The following is a 14,459-nucleotide window of genomic DNA, read 5'->3' on the forward strand; positions in this document are numbered from 1 at the left end:
GAGGGCTGACTATGAGTGTCATCGAAATTGCCAGTGTCAGACTTGAAGTGTGCCTTGCGGCTCAAAACGCTGCAAGGAAGTTTGGCACGAATGCCCTTGCAAGGCTTTCGGGAGTGAGCCGGCGAAAGATAGCGTACTTAAAGGCTGGCCGCTTTCAAAAGCTATCGAACAGCGCATGTGCGCTTGTACTGGTGGCCTGTCGCAACTTGGAGGCCAAACAATGACTACTGCTGACCTCATCCAGTGCGCGACAGCGATTGCGTGGTTGATCCTCCTTTGGACACCACTGCCGCCGCACCGCTGACTCAAATAACAAGAACAGACGCCCAGGCAACGAAAGGACATCCATCATGATGATCGACAAGCAAGCACCCAGCCTTAACCTTGACGTTACGCATATCGAATCTCCCAACTTTAGGCAGACCTACAAGGCATTGTTTGACGAGTACGTCCGCCTGCGCTCCAGCGGCCATCGTGCGGAATCTGCATTTCGCGGGACATTTGGAGCGCGTTTCGCTATCAACAGCATTGCCGACCTCACCTATGCACAGTGGGCCGTGGACCGCATCGCATTCTTCCGTATCGAGGAAGCGAGGCGGAAGGAGATTGAGGGCAAGTCTCTGGAGGAACTGTTGAGCATCGACAATATGTCGAAAATCCTGAACAGCATCGCGGAGTCGCCCTCCGCCACCGCTCGGACGAAAGTTGATGCAGTGCGCCTGCTCAACGGCATGCGCCGCGACCTCAACAAGATCAAGGGGTGCCACGTATAGCCGCGCGGCGCACCAGACCTCTGGATTGGACTAGATGGAGGCCGCGAGCCTCCTTCTTTTCGCCTCCGAACGGACACTGGCTGCGGCCATTAGCGCGATGAGTAGTGGCTGTGATTTTACTCAGAACGCCCCTCCATCTCGGGGGCGTCCGTGAACCCGCACGTCAAGCTACAATTGGCGTACAAACTATTGAATCTTTAGGAAAAGAGGATGCACAATTTTCGAAATTTGTCACGGGTGGTCTATAGCATTGGGCGGGTGGGCCCCGGTGGAGTTCAGCTGCTCGGCACCGCATTCAACCTGAACAAAGAGGGACATTTCGCTACTGCATCCCATGTCGTATCAGGTAGTGACACAGGTTTGGTGCTGGTGTTGCGGACGTTCGATTTCCCCGATGTAAATGTATATCAAGATGCATCGGATACCTCCGTCAGAATGGTACCTCTTCGCATTTTGGCTTCAGATCCATTTCGCGATTTGGCCATTCTAGTGGCTGACGTCAACCTACACACCACGCACACAATCGCAGGCACAGATGCTGCTGAAGTTGGCACCCCGCTGTGCAGCTTCGGGTATCCACATGCCGACCATGGTAGGTTGATACTGACCCGCCAAGAGTCAAGCGTCGGTGCGCGAATACTTCTTTCATCGGGGAAAATAAAGTCGAAGCACATAGTACTTAACACTCTTGCTAGACCTGGGCAATCTGGCAGCCCAGTGTTCACGCGAGACGATGGACAACTGATTGCCGTCATTGTTGGCGCTTACATTCCAGAATCGGCTGGGCAGGTCATCGTTGCCGGCATCGACCCGAATGTGCTACATCAAACCACTCACGCGGTATCAGCAGAATATCTCTTGGAGATGTACTGAGATGGAAATGACAGTAGATCACTTGTTTGATGATGACCCAACCAAATGGGTTGCGAGCTTGCCCACATACCAGCAGAAAATCGTGGAGCAGCTCATGCCTGCAGATGGAAGCTATGATGACGTCGCTCGCGCATGGCTCACAGCATCTGCGGCTAATACGCATCCATTTGGAGCCGTAAACACGGCCGGAGCGAAAGACAAATTTCTCGACAATATAAAGGCAGAGGTATACGCCTTTCTGTGCGGGGAGAAGAAATACAAAAAGGAAAGAGAAGGCCTTTTTGCGGAAAAAGGCATCGTAAGAACGTATTTCGTTGGTGCCGTATCGGTGGCCGTGGCGCCATATCTCGGCACATCTGCCGCTGTACTGGCGCCAGTTGTAACGCTCATTTTGGCCGGACTGGGAAAGATTACCGTCAACGCTTGGTGCGCCACCCATCGGCCCAGCACTGAAGATTCGGCTTAGCCAACTGCTGAACAGACGCCTCATTACGACAGTCTTAGTCAGCCAATCTATTGGACCCGCCTCGGCCGGTCGATAGCGCCCGACCACTTACCGCCCGATACGCCGCGACCGGATGCCCTCCGCTCTGTAATCTTTCGCCTCTAAATGTGTTCGGGATTTCGTGGCCGCGGCGATTCAACACCGAATTGCGGGCGGCACTATGCCCGCCCTCCGCGACCCTGGCCCTTGCTACAGGGTCAGCTGATCAAGCCGCTGTCACCCCAGCTTCAGCGCAATATCCTCCGCACGCGGCGCGGCGTACCCTGCCCTCTTCAACGCGCTACGGGTGGCCGTAGACATCGGCACTACGCCAACCAACTCCATCATGAATGTCGCGGCCTCGTTGGCTGCTGCGCGCATCGCTGGCAGTTCTGTCTGTATGTATCGCCGCGTGATCGCACTGCGCGTATCGACCACAGGCTGACCGTCCAGCGCCCAGTGGTGACCGAGCAGTAATGCCACCTTGTCCAACTCTCCACCAAAGGCCAGCCGCGCCACCGATGCAAACGTGCGGCGAAGGTCGTGCGCGGTGACCCTATCCACACCGGCCCATTCACAGACAATCTTCAGCGCATCGGCAATCCGGCTCATGTGTGGCAGGCCTTTGGCTCCGTGGCGCTTCGGGAATACCCAGCCTCCATCATTCTCGCGGCGCCTCTCCATGCGACTCCGTAGCAAGGACACGGCTTGATCGCTCAACGGCATCACGCCAGCGAATCCCTTCCACCCGTGGGAGCCGGGCGGCACGAAGCAATAACCCTCGTCCAAGTTCAGTTGATCCCACCGGAGGCCCAGCGCGCCATTTAAACGCCACCCGCTCATAAACAGCAGGCGCACTGCATCCTTGCTATCACTTCTGGTCAACGCAGCCTCTATGGCCCCATAGAACGGCTTCAGCGCGGCGAGTGGCAGATGGTGTGAATGGCTGTCTAAAACCGGCACTAAACGGCGGCGCGGCTTAAAGATGCGGAGCAACTCCTGCATTGCAGGATTGTCTCGAGGTCTTCTGATTCGATATTGAAGGTGGCCACCGGGCGCGTCGGAGCGAGCCCGTAGGGCGAGTGCAGACGCGCCCGGTGATGGGCATTCCGCAAGGTGGTGACGTCGCAGTGGGGATGCGGTAAAAAGGTTGGCTTTACCGCCGAAAAGAAACAGGCACGACACCGGTCCAAACCGCCAAGTTCATCCCGATGTCGTGCCCCACTCGTGCCAAGGGCGCGCGTGCCGAGCCAGTATGGCACGGCTCGTCCATCCCGTCGAGGCCGTTTCGGCATGACTGGGGGATCGCCGATGCCGGCCACGGGCCGCCTCTTTGTGTGCGCCCATTGCCGGGCGCAGGTCGTTGTTTGCCGCCGCTGCGACCGCGGTCAGATCTACTGCAATGGCGGCTGCTCGCAAGCAGCGCGTCGCGCCAGCCTGCGCGAGGCCGCTCAGCGCTATCAACGCAGCCGCCGCGGCCGCTTGGCGCACGCGGAGCGGATGCGCCGCTACCGCTGTCGCCAAAAGAAAGTGACGCATCAGGGTTCCGCCGCGCAGGCCGCCGATGCTCTACTGCCGCTGACCTTGACGACGCCGGCCAGAGCACCGGCGCCCGCTGGCGCCTCAACACCGGTGCCTGAGCATTGCCACTTCTGCCGTTGCACATATTCGGGCTTTGTCCGCCTCGGACCACTGCGTCGTCGGGTCTTCCGTGATGTTCGTACGACTGACCGCACAGGACACGACCCATGACCATTGGAGTAGAACTTGAAGCCCAGATCCTGCGTTACTACCACGTCGAGAAATGGCGCGCCGGCACCATCGCGCGCCAGTTGCATGTGCACCGCGACACCGTCCAGCGTGTGCTGGCGCAGGCCGGCCTGCCCAGGATTGGCAGCGTGCAGCGGCCGTCGCAGATCGACGCCTACCTGCCATTCATCCATGAGACGTTGAAGAAGTTCCCGTCGCTCACGGCCAGCCGCCTGTATGCGATGGTGACCGAACGCGGCTACCGCGGGAGCCAGCACCACTTCCGGCACATGATCGCGCTGCACCGGCCGCGCCCACAGCCGGAAGCCTATCTGCGTCTGCGTACCTTGCCGGGCGAACAAGGGCAAGTCGATTGGGGTCACTTCGGCCATCTGCAGATCGGCCGCGCACGCCGGCCGCTGATGGCCTTCGTGATGGTGCTGTCATGGTCGCGGCAGATCTATCTGCGCTTCTACCTTGATGCACGCATGGACAGCTTCCTGGCCGGCCATGCCGGTGCCTTCGAAGCCTGGTCCGGCCTTCCCAGGGTCCTGCTCTACGACAACCTGAAGAGTGCCGTGCTGGAACGCCAGGGCGATGCGATCCGTTTCCATCCGACACTGCTCGCGTTCGCGGCGCATCACCGCTACGAGCCCCGGCCGGTTGCCGTCGCCCGTGGCAACGAGAAGGGGCGCGTCGAGCGCGCCATCCGCTATGTACGCGAGAGCTTCTTCGCCGGACGCACCGTGACCGACCTCGATGAGCTCAACGCCCAAGCCGCCCATTGGTGTGCGGGACTTGCGGCCGATCGTCCCTGCCGGGAAGAACCGACGATCAGCGTACGCGAGGCGTTCTCCCGCGAGCAGCCCAGCCTGCTCGCCTTGCCGGAGAATCCCTATCCATGCGAACTGCAACTGGCTGTCAAGGTCGGCAAGACACCGTATGTGCGCTTCGATCTGAATGACTACACGATCCCGCATACGCATGTGCGACGCACGCTCACGGTGCGGGCCAGTCCCCGGCAGGTACGCATCCTCGATGGCACGGAACTGCTCGCCACTCATGAGCGCAGTTACGATCGCGGCGCGCAGATAGAGATTGCCGCGCACATCAATGCCTTGGTCGAACGCAAACGCGAAGCCCGCCACCATCGCGGACTTGACCATCTGGCTCGGGCGGCGCCGGCCAGCCAGGCGCTGCTGCAGCGCGCAGCGGAACGGGGCGGCAATCTGGGCAACATCACCACCCACCTGCTGCGGCTGCTCGACCGCTATGGCGCCGCTGAATTGCAAGCGGCGATCGAGGAAATCCTCGCCAGCGATGCGGCGCCTCACCAGAATCCGGTGCGCCTGGCGCTGGAGCGCCGGCGCGAGGCGCGCCAGGCACCGCCGCCCGTGGGTATCCATCTACCTGAACACGTCCGGCACAAGGACAAGCTGGTGATACCCCACCGCCTCGACATCTACGATCAGCTCACGGGAGATGCCAATGAACACGCCTGAGAACCTGCAAAGCCGTGCGAACGCCTTGCGCCTGCATGGGCTACTGGCACACTGGCCGGAGGTCGCCGACGCCGGCTGGGTGGCGCCGCTGCTGCAATGGGAAGAAGAGGAGCGCTCGCGCCGCTCGCTGGAGCGACGCATCCGGGATGCCCGACTGGGCAACTTCAAGCCCTTGTGCGACTTCGACTGGGCCTGGCCGACGCGCTGCGACCGGGCCGCCGTCGAAGAATTGATGTCGCTGGAGTTCGTCAAGGACTCGGCCAACGTCGTGCTGATCGGCCCGAACGGCGTCGGCAAATCGACCCTGGCGCTGAATCTGGCCTATCAGGCGCTCGTCCAAGGGCACACAGCGCTGTTCACCACCGCCGGCCAGATGCTCGGCGAGCTGGCCGCCCTCGACAGCGATTCGGCCTTGCGTCGACGCCTGCACCGCTATGCCTCGCCGGACGTTCTGGTCATCGACGAGGTCGGCTACCTGTCGTACTCGAACCGACATGCCGATCTGCTGTTCGAGCTCATCAGTCGCCGATATGGCGCCACCAGTACGGTGGTTACAACAAACAGACCATTCGCCGAATGGTCGGAGGTGTTCCCGAACGCCGCCTGCGTCGTCTCGCTGGTTGACCGACTGGTGCATCGTGCCGAAGTCATCGCGATCGAGGGCGAGTCGTATCGCGTCAAGGAAGCGCGTGAGCGGGCCGATCAGCGAGCAAAGAAACGCAGCGTGGCCCGGGCGGAGAAAAAGCCATCATGACGCATCTGCACCTGCCTTCAGGAATCACCAACGGGCTGGACTTCCTGATCCCAGACAACTGGTCCCCAGAACAGGCCCTCGCCGTCGTCGAACTCATCGACGATCTACGCGAGCGAATCTGCGCGCACTACCAGCTCGCACTGCATGACCTGCTGCGTGAGCAGCGCTCGCCCCCCGAGAAAAGCCTCGACGATCCGTTCTAGCCTGCACCATCCAACCCAAACAGCAAGGGGCCGCATGCGGCCCCTTGCTGTTGACCTTCTGACCCAACCATACGCCGCCATTTACTGTCGCTTTTACACCGCCGTCAACAGATGGGAAGACTTAGGGCGCGGCGCAACGAACAGCCGAGACAGACGCACCTTGGTCATCGGGTTGTAGTCGAGCCGATCCAAGCCCATCAGAAAGCTGTACACGGCAGAGATGATGTTGGACATGTAGAGGGCCTTTGCCGCGCCGTGCTTGGTCTTGACCCCGTTCAGAAATTCGACCCACTGGCCCACGGACGACTCGGCAAGCACCCACTTGTGAACTGGCCGCAGCGCGATGCGATACCACTTGTCATAGTCAGCCTTGGTCGCGGCACTGAGGGGCGCTCCCCTCTTCGTCCTGCGGCTGGACAGGAAAAGCGCCCACACGTCCGCCAGGGTATCGCTCCGGGCGCCGCGCGTACACGTGCTGTTGGCCTCGTTCATCCGCTCCAAGGCCACGGCCCTGGCCTGGGCGTAATCGAGTGTTCCTGAGTCGTCCGCCTTGGTCGCGGCGCTTCCTAACGTTCGCCTGTACTCGCCGCCTATCTCGGGCTTGAACCGGACAAACCAGACGGCCTTGCCCTTGGGCGATACCTGTAGCCCTAGGGCCGGAAATGCCGCGTCTGTGTATCGCCCTGGAAGTTTGATCAGTTTGGCCAGTACTGGGCGCTTAGACAGCGTCGCGTGGCTTGCGTTGGTGGTGCTCATTTTTCCGTGACTTTTCCGTAAGATGTGACGATTAGGCACGGAAAAGCCCGTTAGCTGCACCCGCGAGGTAGACAGAAATCCAATAAAATCAATCGTTTACGCGCAGTGCTTGGGTAGACGCAGGGGACTCAAAATCCCCCGCCGCAAGGCGTGTCGGTTCGAGTCCGACCCCGGGCACCATCACAAGATCTTCTCAAAACAAGATCTTCCGAAAATCCAGATAGCTGGAAGATTTCGTAGCCCATGCCCCGCACCGGGGGATTTTCATCAGGTGGTGGTCGGGTACAGTTTCGGTACCGTGACGTGGCGCGAGCCTCACTCCGATGACGACATGCGTATTCCGAGCAAATGGCGCGAGCCGTTCAGACAAGCGTCGATCGAACGCCAGAGCATAGGCGAATCAGGCGCTGACGTATTCCGCATCCGCCTCCATGACGGAAAGGAACTGTTTCTGAAGTCCGAGCCGCTGGGCTCGCTCAGTGAGCTTCCCGACGAGATTGCCCGTCTTCGCTGGCTGAATCGGCTTGGCCTGCCCGCGCCGTCGGTTCTCGACACGACGACGGAAGCGAACCGCCACTGGCTGCTCATGACTGCGCTGCCGGGGCGGGACCTGGCCAGCGCCACCGACCTGTCGCCGCCGCAAGTCATCGGTATCATCGCGACGGCATTGCGCGCGCTGCATCGGCTGCCCATTGCAGAATGTCCCTTCGACCACCGTCTGGAGCCGCGCATAGCGGCCGCCAAAGACCGCGTGAGTGCCGGCCTGGTCGATGAAACGGACTTCGATGAAAACAGGCTGGGACGAACCGCCACGGATCTGTTCAAAGAGCTTTTGTCTTCAAGGCCCCAGGGCCCGCATGATCTCGTGGTAGCCCACGGGGATGCCTGCCTGCCGAACTTCATGGCTGACGCGGGTCAGTTCACGGGCTTTGTCGACTGCGGCCGACTCGGCATCAGCGATCGTTTTCAGGACCTGGCACTGGCAGCACGCAGCATCGAGCGCAATCTCGGGCCGGACTGGGTCGCGCCGTTCTTTCGCGAGTATGGGGTCGTGCCTGACGAGCGACGCCTTGCGTTTTACTGCTTGCTGGACGAATTCTTCTGAGCAGTCCCACTGAGGTGACGGCCTCGTAAAGCCTGCCAGCGGAACGAGCCATGCTCAGACCTCGATTTCGTCGAGCCTGTGCGTCTTCAGCCAGTCGCGGACCAGCACATTGAGCCGCGTCTGCCAGCGCGGTCCGCTTGCCTTCAACGCTTCGAGGACATCGTCATCGAGGCGTACCGTCGTGGCAGTCTTGGTGGTACCGCGCGGCCGGCCGCGCCCTCGTTTGACAATCTTGTCCCCCTTCAGCAAGTCGGCCTGCTCGAAAAAATCGTCGGTCAATTCCGGCGCGTCATCGGGATCCACCCAAGTGGTGGAGGTAGCGCGCTTGTTCCCTTTCATTGGCTTTCCTCATGCTGATGATGCGGCGTGCCTTGCCTCGCGTGGTCCAAACCATGACCACCATGCGGCCATCCAGCGTGCCGACAGTGATATAGCGTGGCTCGGGATAGCGTTCGCGAGTGTCTTCGCCAGTGAAATGCGTGCCTGCGAAAACCTCGGAGGCCCGCGCAAAGTCGAGCCCGCGTTCGCCAAGGGTCCTGTCTCGCTTGGCGGGATCGAATTCGATGATCACGGGATTAATTGTACTTACAAATATTAATAGCCGGCAAGGGTGTTTGTACGTACGAAATTAGCCCTGCATCACCAGCCGGTTCGGTCACATCGCTTATACCTGCAATGCCTTCCGGCCGACGTTTCAGGGTGTGTCGGACAGCGCCCACTGGTGCCCCGGGGCGCGGCTTCCTATCCTATGGCATTGCCATCCCATTACCCCCGGAGCGACCATGAGCCGACTGACCCTACCCGTCCTCGCCTGCGCCGCGCTGCTGGCCGGCTGTGCCGGCGCCAACATGGAAAGCCTGACCCAGGCCGGCGGCAGCCTGTTCACCGCCGCCACGCTGTCGGACAGCAGCGTCAAGACGCTGTCTGACCAGTCCTGCGCCGAGATGGACAAGAAGAACACCATCGCACCGGCAGGCAGCACCTACGCGCGCCGGCTGGCCACCGTGATGAGTGGCCTCGGCAACACCGGGCTGCCGCTCGATGCCAAGGTCTACATGACCAAGGACATCAATGCGTGGGCCATGGCCAACGGCTGCGTGCGCGTCTACAGCGGGCTGATGGACCTGCTCAGCGACGACGAGGTGCGTGGCGTGGTCGGCCACGAGATCGGCCATGTGGCGCTGGGCCACACCAAGGCGGCGATGCAGGTGGCCTACACCGCGGCCGCGGCGCGCGGTTTGCTGGGGTCGACCGGCATTGCTTCGCTGACGGCGCTGTCGTCGTCGCAGATCGGCGCGCTGGCCGAGCAGTTCGTCAATGCGCAGTTCTCGCAGCGCCAGGAAACCGCGGCCGACGATTACTCCTTCGACCTGCTGACCAGGAACGGCGCCAACCGCCAGGCGCTGGCATCGGCGTTCCGCAAGATGTCGCAGCTCGATGGCGGACAGTCGAGCATGCTGAGTTCGCACCCGGGTTCGCTCGAGCGCGCCAAGCATATCGAAGCGCGCCTGGCCGGCGGGCGCTGAGCCCGGCGCATTCGCCCCTGCCGCCGCACCCGTCCGGGTGAGGCGGCTCCCTCCCTTCGGCGGGTGCGCGCCGCGCCCTCGCGCGCCGCCCTCGCGCGCCGCCATCGAGCCCGTTCCACGCAGGCGCGCCATCCCGCACGCGCATTGTTGACTGCGTTTAATTCACCGACAAAAGCTTTCACTACGCCAGCCCGGGAGCGGCAGAGATAATCCTCTCGCTGCCTCGACACGGCCATGCCGTCGCACGTGCTGCCTGCGTGCCGGCACCGCAAACGGCCAGCGTCGCCACGATCGCCCTCGCGCCCGGGGCCGGTATGCCGCGCCACGCACCGCGGCACCTGCGCTCGCGTCGCCTGAGAGGCCGAGCCCCAGCGCCCCCACGCCCGGATGCCACAACTCGCCCAACCTGCCTCACTCGTTCCAGGAGCCTTCGATGGATTGGTTGCATGAGATTTTCCAGAAGTCGCCGGAGTCCGCGCTGTTCCTTGCGCTGGCGGTCGGCTACGCGATCGGCAAGATCACCTTCGGGCGTTTCCAGCTGGGCGGCGTGGCCGGCTCGCTGCTGGCCGCGGTGGTGATCAGCCAGGCCGGCGTCGAGATCGACAACGGCGTCAAGGCGGTGATGTTCGCGGTCTTCATCTACGCGGTGGGCTATGAGAGCGGCCCGCAGTTCTTCAACTCGCTGAACCGCAGCTCGCTGCGCGAGATCGCGATGGCGGTGTTCATGGCGGTGTGCGGGCTGGTCACGGTGGTGGTGCTGGCCAAGCTGTTCCATCTCGACAAGGGTCTCGCGGCGGGCCTTGCCGCCGGCGGCATGACGCAGTCGGCGATCATCGGCACTGCGGGCGATGCCATCACCAAGCTGGGGTTGCCGCCCGACCAGGTCAAGGCGATGCAGGCGAACGTCGCGATCGGCTATGCGGTGACCTATGTGTTCGGCTCGCTCGGCGCCATCATCGTCTGCGTCAATATCCTGCCCCGCTTCATGAAGACGGACCTGAAGACCGACGCCAAGAAGGTCGAGGCCAGGCTCAACGGCGGCCTGCCGCAATACGGGCCGGGCCAGCGCGGCGCGCTGCCGCGGCTGGTGGGCCGGCTGTATCGCGTCAACGATGCATCGGGACAGACTGTCGCGCAGCTGGAAATGGGCGGCGAGGACCTGGTCACCGTCGAGAAAGTCCAGCGCGGCGGCAAGCAGATCGAAGTCACGCAGGACCTGGTGCTGCAGCACGACGACCTGGTGCTGCTGGTGGGACGCCGCGATGCCATCGTGCCGACCGCCGCGCAGATCGGCGAGGAAGTGGCCGATGCCGACGGCATGGGCGCGGTGATGCAGTCGCGCAACGTGGTGTTCACCGCCAAGGGCATGAACAACAAGACCGTCGCCGAGATCGTCGAGATGGTCGGGCGCGACATGCGCCATGGCGTCTATATCGAGCGCATCGAGCGCTATGACCACCCGCTGCCGCTGCTGCCCGAGCTGAAGCTGCAGCACGGCGACGTGATCACGCTGTACGGCACCCCGGCCGATACCAGGCGCGCGGCGCAAAGCGCCGGCTACGAGCTGGTGCCGAGCGAGAAGACGGACTTCGTCTACTTCGGCGCCGGCGTGCTGGTGGGCCTGCTGGTGGGCCTGCTGGTCTGGCGCATCGGCTCGATTCCGCTGACGCTGGGCGCCGGCGGCGGCGCGCTGCTGTCCGGGCTGGTGTTCGGCTGGGCCCGCTCCAAGCACAAGATGTTCGGCGCCATGCCGACCGCCGCGTGCCAGCTGCTGAAGGACTTCGGCCTGGCCGCGTTCGTCGCCATCGTCGGCATCAACTCCGGCCTGCAGGCGGTGACCACGCTGCGCCAGAGCGGCCTGACCATCTTCATCCTGGGCGCGGTAGTGACGCTGCTGCCGCTGTTCCTGACCATGCTGTTCGGCCGCTACGTGCTGAAGTACGACAACGCCGCGCTGCTGGCCGGCGCGCTGTCGGGCTCGCGCAGCGCCAACCCCGCCTTCGGCGGCATTCTCGACAAGGCCGAAAGCCCGGTGCCGACGGTGCCGTTCGCCATCACCTACGCGCTCGCCAACGTGCTGCTGACGCTGCTGGGCCCGCTGGTGGTGGGGCTGGTCTAGCGCATTTCCCTTTGCCCTCTCCGCTGCTGCGCGGGCCGTGCCGACGGTACCGGCCCGCCAACCCAACCGACAAGCGTCTACACAGGAGCAAGCCATGAGCAAGTTCGATATCTCCAAGCTGTCCAGCCTCTCGCCGTTCGAACTGAAGGATGAACTGATCAAGCTGGCCAGCAGCGACGCCGAGCGCCTGATGCTCAACGCCGGCCGCGGCAATCCCAATTTCCTGGCGACGGTGCCGCGCCACGGCTTCTGGCAACTGGGGCTGTTCGCGATGCGCGAATCGGAGCGCTCGTTCTCGTACATGCCGGAGGGCGTCGGCGGGTTCCCGCGCCGCGAAGGCATCGAGGAGCGCTTCGACCTGTTCGCGCGCGAATTTGCCGACACCCCCGGGGTGAAGTTCCTGGCCGGCGCGGTGTCGTACGTGCGCGACCAGCTCGGCCTGAGCGCGGGCGACTTCCTCTACGAGATGTGCGAAGGCATCCTGGCCTGCAACTACCCGGTGCCCGACCGCATGCTCAGGCTGTCGGAAACCATCGTCAGCCAGTACATCCGCAAGGAGATGATCGGCGACCATCCCTTTATCGGCGACTTCGACCTGTTCGCGGTCGAGGGTGGCACCGCGGCCATGACCTACCTGTTCAACACCATCCGCGAGAACCACCTGCTCAAGGCCGGCGACACCATCGCGCTGGGCATGCCGATCTTCACCCCTTACATCGAGATCCCCGAACTGAACGACTACCAGCTGGTGGAGCTGTCGGTCGACGCCGATCCGGATTCGCGCTGGCAGTACTCGAAAGAGCAGCTCGACAAGCTGCGCGACCCCAAGGTCAAGGCCTTCTTCCTGGTCAACCCGAGCAACCCGCCGTCGGTGCGCATGAGCGACGAGAGCCTGGAATACCTGGCCTCGATCATCGAGGAACGCCCGGACCTGATCATCCTGACCGACGATGTCTACGGCACCTTTGCCGACAACTTCGTCTCGCTGTTCGCGATGTGCCCGCGCAATACCATCCTGGTGTATTCGTTCTCGAAGTACTTCGGCGCGACCGGCTGGCGCCTGGGCGTGATCGCCACCCATCGCGACAATATCTTCGACCTGCAGATCGGCAAGCTGCCGGAAGCCACACGCCAGGAACTGAACAAGCGCTACAGCTCGATCACCACCGAGCCGCAGAAGCTGAAGTTCATCGACCGCCTGGTTGCCGACAGCCGCACCGTGGCGCTGAACCACACCGCCGGCCTGTCGACGCCGCAGCAGGTGCAGATGGTGCTGTTCTCGCTGTTCTCGCTGATGGATACGCCGGACCACTACAAGAACGCGATGAAGCGGCTGATCCGCAGCCGCAAGGCCGCGCTCTACCGCGAGATCGGCATTGCGCCGGAGAGCGACGATGCCAACGCCGTCGACTACTACACGTTGCTCGATCTGGAGCAGCTCGGCGGCAAGGCGCTCGGGCCGGACTTCGTCAAATGGGTGCTGAATTCGGTCGAGCCCAACGAGCTGCTGTTCCAGCTGGCCGACGAGGCCGGCGTGGTGCTGCTGCCGGGTCGCGGCTTCGGCACCCGCCATCCGTCCGGACGCGTGTCGCTGGCCAACCTGAACGAAGCGGACTACGCCAAGATCGGGCGCTCGATCCGCAAGCTGTTCGAGGTCTATGTGGAGAAGTACAACGAGGTCACCGGCAGCAAGGCGAACAAGCACGTGGTGAAAAAGTAAGCCTGCACCGGCGTGCCATGGGCCCGGCATTGCGCCGGGCCTTTTTTCGTCCTGCTGATTTTTTCGTACCGCTGGTCTTTCAGCGCGACTCGACGAATTCCAGCACCGTCGCCAGCATGCCGCGCAGCGCCGGCTGCAGCGCCGTGGCGCGCGCCTCGTCATAGGCGAACGGATACACCTCGCTCATGTAGGCGCACTGCGACAGCTCCAGCTGCACCGCGTGCACGCCGTCGGCCGGCTTGCCGTATTGCCGCGTGATGTAGCCACCCTTGAAGCGCCCGTTGAGCACCGCGGTATGGCCCGGCACCGCACTGGCCTGCTCCAGCAACTGGCCGGCGAGCGCGGCGTCGCAGCTGTCGCCGTTGGCGGTGCCGAGGTTGAAGTCGGGCAGCTTGCCGTCGAAGAAGCGCGGCAGCACCGAGCGGATCGAATGCGCATCCCACAGCGCGACCGTGCCATGCGCGGCCTTCAGCCGTGCCAGTTCGCCGGCCAGCGCCTGGTGGTACGGGCGCCAGATCGCGTCGCGGCGCGCGGCGATCTCGGCGTCGTCGGGACCGTTGCCGTCGGCATAGAGCGGCGTCTTGTCGAAGGTATCGACCGGGCACAGGCCGGTGGTGTCCTGGCCGGGATACAGGTTGGCATTGTCGGGCGGGCGGTTCAGATCGACCACGTAGCGCGAGTGCGTGGCCGCCAGCACCGACGCGCCCAGTTCGCGGGCGAAGTCGTACAGGCGTTCCAGGTGCCAGTCGGTGTCGGGCACGGTGCGGGCCTCGGCGGTCAGGCGCTGCGAGACCGATGCGGGCAGGTGCGTGCCGACATGCGGCATCGATACCAGCAGCGGGCGCGTGCCCCGGTGCAGGGTAAAGGCGGGGGTATCGGTGGAAAAGGACATGGT

At 63.0% G+C, this 14,459-nt stretch carries 16 protein-coding genes; 11 read left to right on the plus strand and 5 right to left on the minus strand.

All coding sequences use genetic code 11. The annotated features are described in order from the left end of the window. Nucleotides 1–11: 11 nt before the first annotated feature. From A2G96_RS33415 to A2G96_RS32655, 4 genes are all read left to right on the plus strand, one after another. Nucleotides 12–224: a hypothetical protein gene (locus A2G96_RS33415; RefSeq protein ID WP_150124179.1), complete on the plus strand. Its 213-nt coding sequence runs from the start codon at nt 12–14 to the stop codon at nt 222–224. A gap of 126 nt (nt 225–350) precedes the next feature. After that, nucleotides 351–773 (plus strand): hypothetical protein, encoded by a 423-nt coding sequence (locus A2G96_RS18855; RefSeq protein ID WP_062801596.1) that lies wholly within the window; start codon nt 351–353, stop codon nt 771–773. Nucleotides 774–983: 210 nt separating this feature from the next. After that, entirely contained in the window at nt 984–1,646 is a 663-nt protein-coding gene (locus A2G96_RS32650; protein ID WP_082819008.1) for a S1 family peptidase, read from the plus strand. Nucleotide 1,647: 1 nt separating this feature from the next. Then, nucleotides 1,648–2,112 carry a hypothetical protein gene (locus A2G96_RS32655; RefSeq protein WP_082819009.1) on the plus strand — a complete coding sequence of 155 codons (465 nt, stop codon included), beginning with the start codon at nt 1,648–1,650 and terminating at the stop codon, nt 2,110–2,112. Between the two features lie 255 nt (nt 2,113–2,367). On the opposite strand, the gene A2G96_RS18860 is transcribed toward A2G96_RS32655, so the two are convergent. Continuing rightward, nucleotides 2,368–3,135 carry a tyrosine-type recombinase/integrase gene (locus tag A2G96_RS18860; RefSeq protein ID WP_062801597.1) on the minus strand — a complete coding sequence of 256 codons (768 nt, stop codon included), beginning with the start codon at nt 3,133–3,135 and terminating at the stop codon, nt 2,368–2,370. Nucleotides 3,136–3,878: 743 nt separating this feature from the next. Between A2G96_RS18860 and istA the strand changes: the two genes are divergently transcribed. Genes istA through A2G96_RS18875 form a run of 3 tightly spaced genes read left to right on the plus strand, consistent with a single transcriptional unit; the run spans nt 3,879 to nt 6,338 of the window. Then, nucleotides 3,879–5,381: an IS21 family transposase gene (istA, locus tag A2G96_RS18865; protein ID WP_062797539.1), complete on the plus strand. Its 1,503-nt coding sequence runs from the start codon at nt 3,879–3,881 to the stop codon at nt 5,379–5,381. After that, nucleotides 5,368–6,135, plus strand: coding sequence for an IS21-like element helper ATPase IstB (gene istB, locus A2G96_RS18870; RefSeq protein ID WP_062797542.1), 768 nt, complete (start codon nt 5,368–5,370; stop codon nt 6,133–6,135). The genes istA and istB overlap by 14 nt, the downstream gene beginning before the upstream one ends. After that, the gene (locus tag A2G96_RS18875; RefSeq protein WP_062797544.1) at nt 6,132–6,338 is read left to right on the plus strand and encodes a hypothetical protein; all 207 of its coding nucleotides are present in this window, start codon (nt 6,132–6,134) and stop codon (nt 6,336–6,338) included. The genes istB and A2G96_RS18875 overlap by 4 nt, the downstream gene beginning before the upstream one ends. Nucleotides 6,339–6,431: 93 nt before the next feature. On the opposite strand, the gene A2G96_RS18880 is transcribed toward A2G96_RS18875, so the two are convergent. Continuing rightward, nucleotides 6,432–7,094: an Arm DNA-binding domain-containing protein gene (locus A2G96_RS18880; RefSeq protein ID WP_062801598.1), complete on the minus strand. Its 663-nt coding sequence runs from the start codon at nt 7,092–7,094 to the stop codon at nt 6,432–6,434. Nucleotides 7,095–7,425: 331 nt separating this feature from the next. On the opposite strand from A2G96_RS18880, the gene A2G96_RS18890 reads away from it, so the two are divergent. After that, nucleotides 7,426–8,199 carry an APH(3')-II family aminoglycoside O-phosphotransferase gene (locus A2G96_RS18890; protein ID WP_062802245.1) on the plus strand — a complete coding sequence of 258 codons (774 nt, stop codon included), beginning with the start codon at nt 7,426–7,428 and terminating at the stop codon, nt 8,197–8,199. 54 nt (nt 8,200–8,253) lie between these two features. On the opposite strand, the gene A2G96_RS18895 is transcribed toward A2G96_RS18890, so the two are convergent. Then, nucleotides 8,254–8,538, minus strand: coding sequence for a BrnA antitoxin family protein (locus A2G96_RS18895; RefSeq protein ID WP_062801599.1), 285 nt, complete (start codon nt 8,536–8,538; stop codon nt 8,254–8,256). Beyond that, a complete protein-coding gene (locus tag A2G96_RS32660) occupies nt 8,489–8,770 on the minus strand; it encodes a BrnT family toxin (RefSeq protein ID WP_082819010.1) in 282 nt (93 codons plus the stop codon). Before A2G96_RS32660 ends, A2G96_RS18895 begins: the two co-directional genes overlap by 50 nt. A gap of 211 nt (nt 8,771–8,981) precedes the next feature. Here A2G96_RS32660 and loiP point away from each other — a divergent pair, with 211 nt between their 5' ends. From loiP to A2G96_RS18910, 3 genes are all read left to right on the plus strand, one after another. Further along, nucleotides 8,982–9,725 (plus strand): metalloprotease LoiP, encoded by a 744-nt coding sequence (gene loiP / locus A2G96_RS18900; RefSeq protein WP_062801600.1) that lies wholly within the window; start codon nt 8,982–8,984, stop codon nt 9,723–9,725. Between the two features lie 433 nt (nt 9,726–10,158). After that, nucleotides 10,159–11,844, plus strand: coding sequence for an aspartate-alanine antiporter (gene aspT, locus A2G96_RS18905; RefSeq protein ID WP_062801601.1), 1,686 nt, complete (start codon nt 10,159–10,161; stop codon nt 11,842–11,844). 94 nt (nt 11,845–11,938) lie between these two features. Beyond that, the gene (locus A2G96_RS18910; RefSeq protein ID WP_062801602.1) at nt 11,939–13,564 is read left to right on the plus strand and encodes a bifunctional aspartate transaminase/aspartate 4-decarboxylase; all 1,626 of its coding nucleotides are present in this window, start codon (nt 11,939–11,941) and stop codon (nt 13,562–13,564) included. Between the two features lie 79 nt (nt 13,565–13,643). On the opposite strand, the gene hutG is transcribed toward A2G96_RS18910, so the two are convergent. Then, nucleotides 13,644–14,456, minus strand: a complete 813-nt coding sequence (gene hutG / locus A2G96_RS18915; protein ID WP_062801603.1) for an N-formylglutamate deformylase — start codon at nt 14,454–14,456, stop codon at nt 13,644–13,646. Nucleotides 14,457–14,459 lie beyond the last annotated feature (3 nt).

The organism is Cupriavidus nantongensis (assembly GCF_001598055.1).
Taxonomy (GTDB): Bacteria; Pseudomonadota; Gammaproteobacteria; order Burkholderiales; family Burkholderiaceae; genus Cupriavidus; species Cupriavidus nantongensis.

Excerpts from the sequence above, each read along its gene's own strand:
- hutG (WP_062801603.1), bottom strand. The coding sequence starts at position 14,456 with ATGTCCTTTTCCACCGATACCCCCGCCTTTACCCTGCACCGGGGCACG.
- A2G96_RS18880 (WP_062801598.1), bottom strand. The coding sequence starts at position 7,094 with ATGAGCACCACCAACGCAAGCCACGCGACGCTGTCTAAGCGCCCAGTA.
- A2G96_RS32650 (WP_082819008.1), top strand. The coding sequence starts at position 984 with ATGCACAATTTTCGAAATTTGTCACGGGTGGTCTATAGCATTGGGCGG.
- istA (WP_062797539.1), top strand. The coding sequence starts at position 3,879 with ATGACCATTGGAGTAGAACTTGAAGCCCAGATCCTGCGTTACTACCAC.
- A2G96_RS32655 (WP_082819009.1), top strand. The coding sequence starts at position 1,648 with ATGGAAATGACAGTAGATCACTTGTTTGATGATGACCCAACCAAATGG.
- A2G96_RS18860 (WP_062801597.1), bottom strand. The coding sequence starts at position 3,135 with ATGCAGGAGTTGCTCCGCATCTTTAAGCCGCGCCGCCGTTTAGTGCCG.
- A2G96_RS18875 (WP_062797544.1), top strand. The coding sequence starts at position 6,132 with ATGACGCATCTGCACCTGCCTTCAGGAATCACCAACGGGCTGGACTTC.
- A2G96_RS18910 (WP_062801602.1), top strand. The coding sequence starts at position 11,939 with ATGAGCAAGTTCGATATCTCCAAGCTGTCCAGCCTCTCGCCGTTCGAA.
- loiP (WP_062801600.1), top strand. The coding sequence starts at position 8,982 with ATGAGCCGACTGACCCTACCCGTCCTCGCCTGCGCCGCGCTGCTGGCC.
- A2G96_RS18895 (WP_062801599.1), bottom strand. The coding sequence starts at position 8,538 with ATGAAAGGGAACAAGCGCGCTACCTCCACCACTTGGGTGGATCCCGAT.
- A2G96_RS18855 (WP_062801596.1), top strand. The coding sequence starts at position 351 with ATGATGATCGACAAGCAAGCACCCAGCCTTAACCTTGACGTTACGCAT.
- A2G96_RS18890 (WP_062802245.1), top strand. The coding sequence starts at position 7,426 with ATGCGTATTCCGAGCAAATGGCGCGAGCCGTTCAGACAAGCGTCGATC.
- aspT (WP_062801601.1), top strand. The coding sequence starts at position 10,159 with ATGGATTGGTTGCATGAGATTTTCCAGAAGTCGCCGGAGTCCGCGCTG.
- istB (WP_062797542.1), top strand. The coding sequence starts at position 5,368 with ATGAACACGCCTGAGAACCTGCAAAGCCGTGCGAACGCCTTGCGCCTG.
- A2G96_RS33415 (WP_150124179.1), top strand. The coding sequence starts at position 12 with ATGAGTGTCATCGAAATTGCCAGTGTCAGACTTGAAGTGTGCCTTGCG.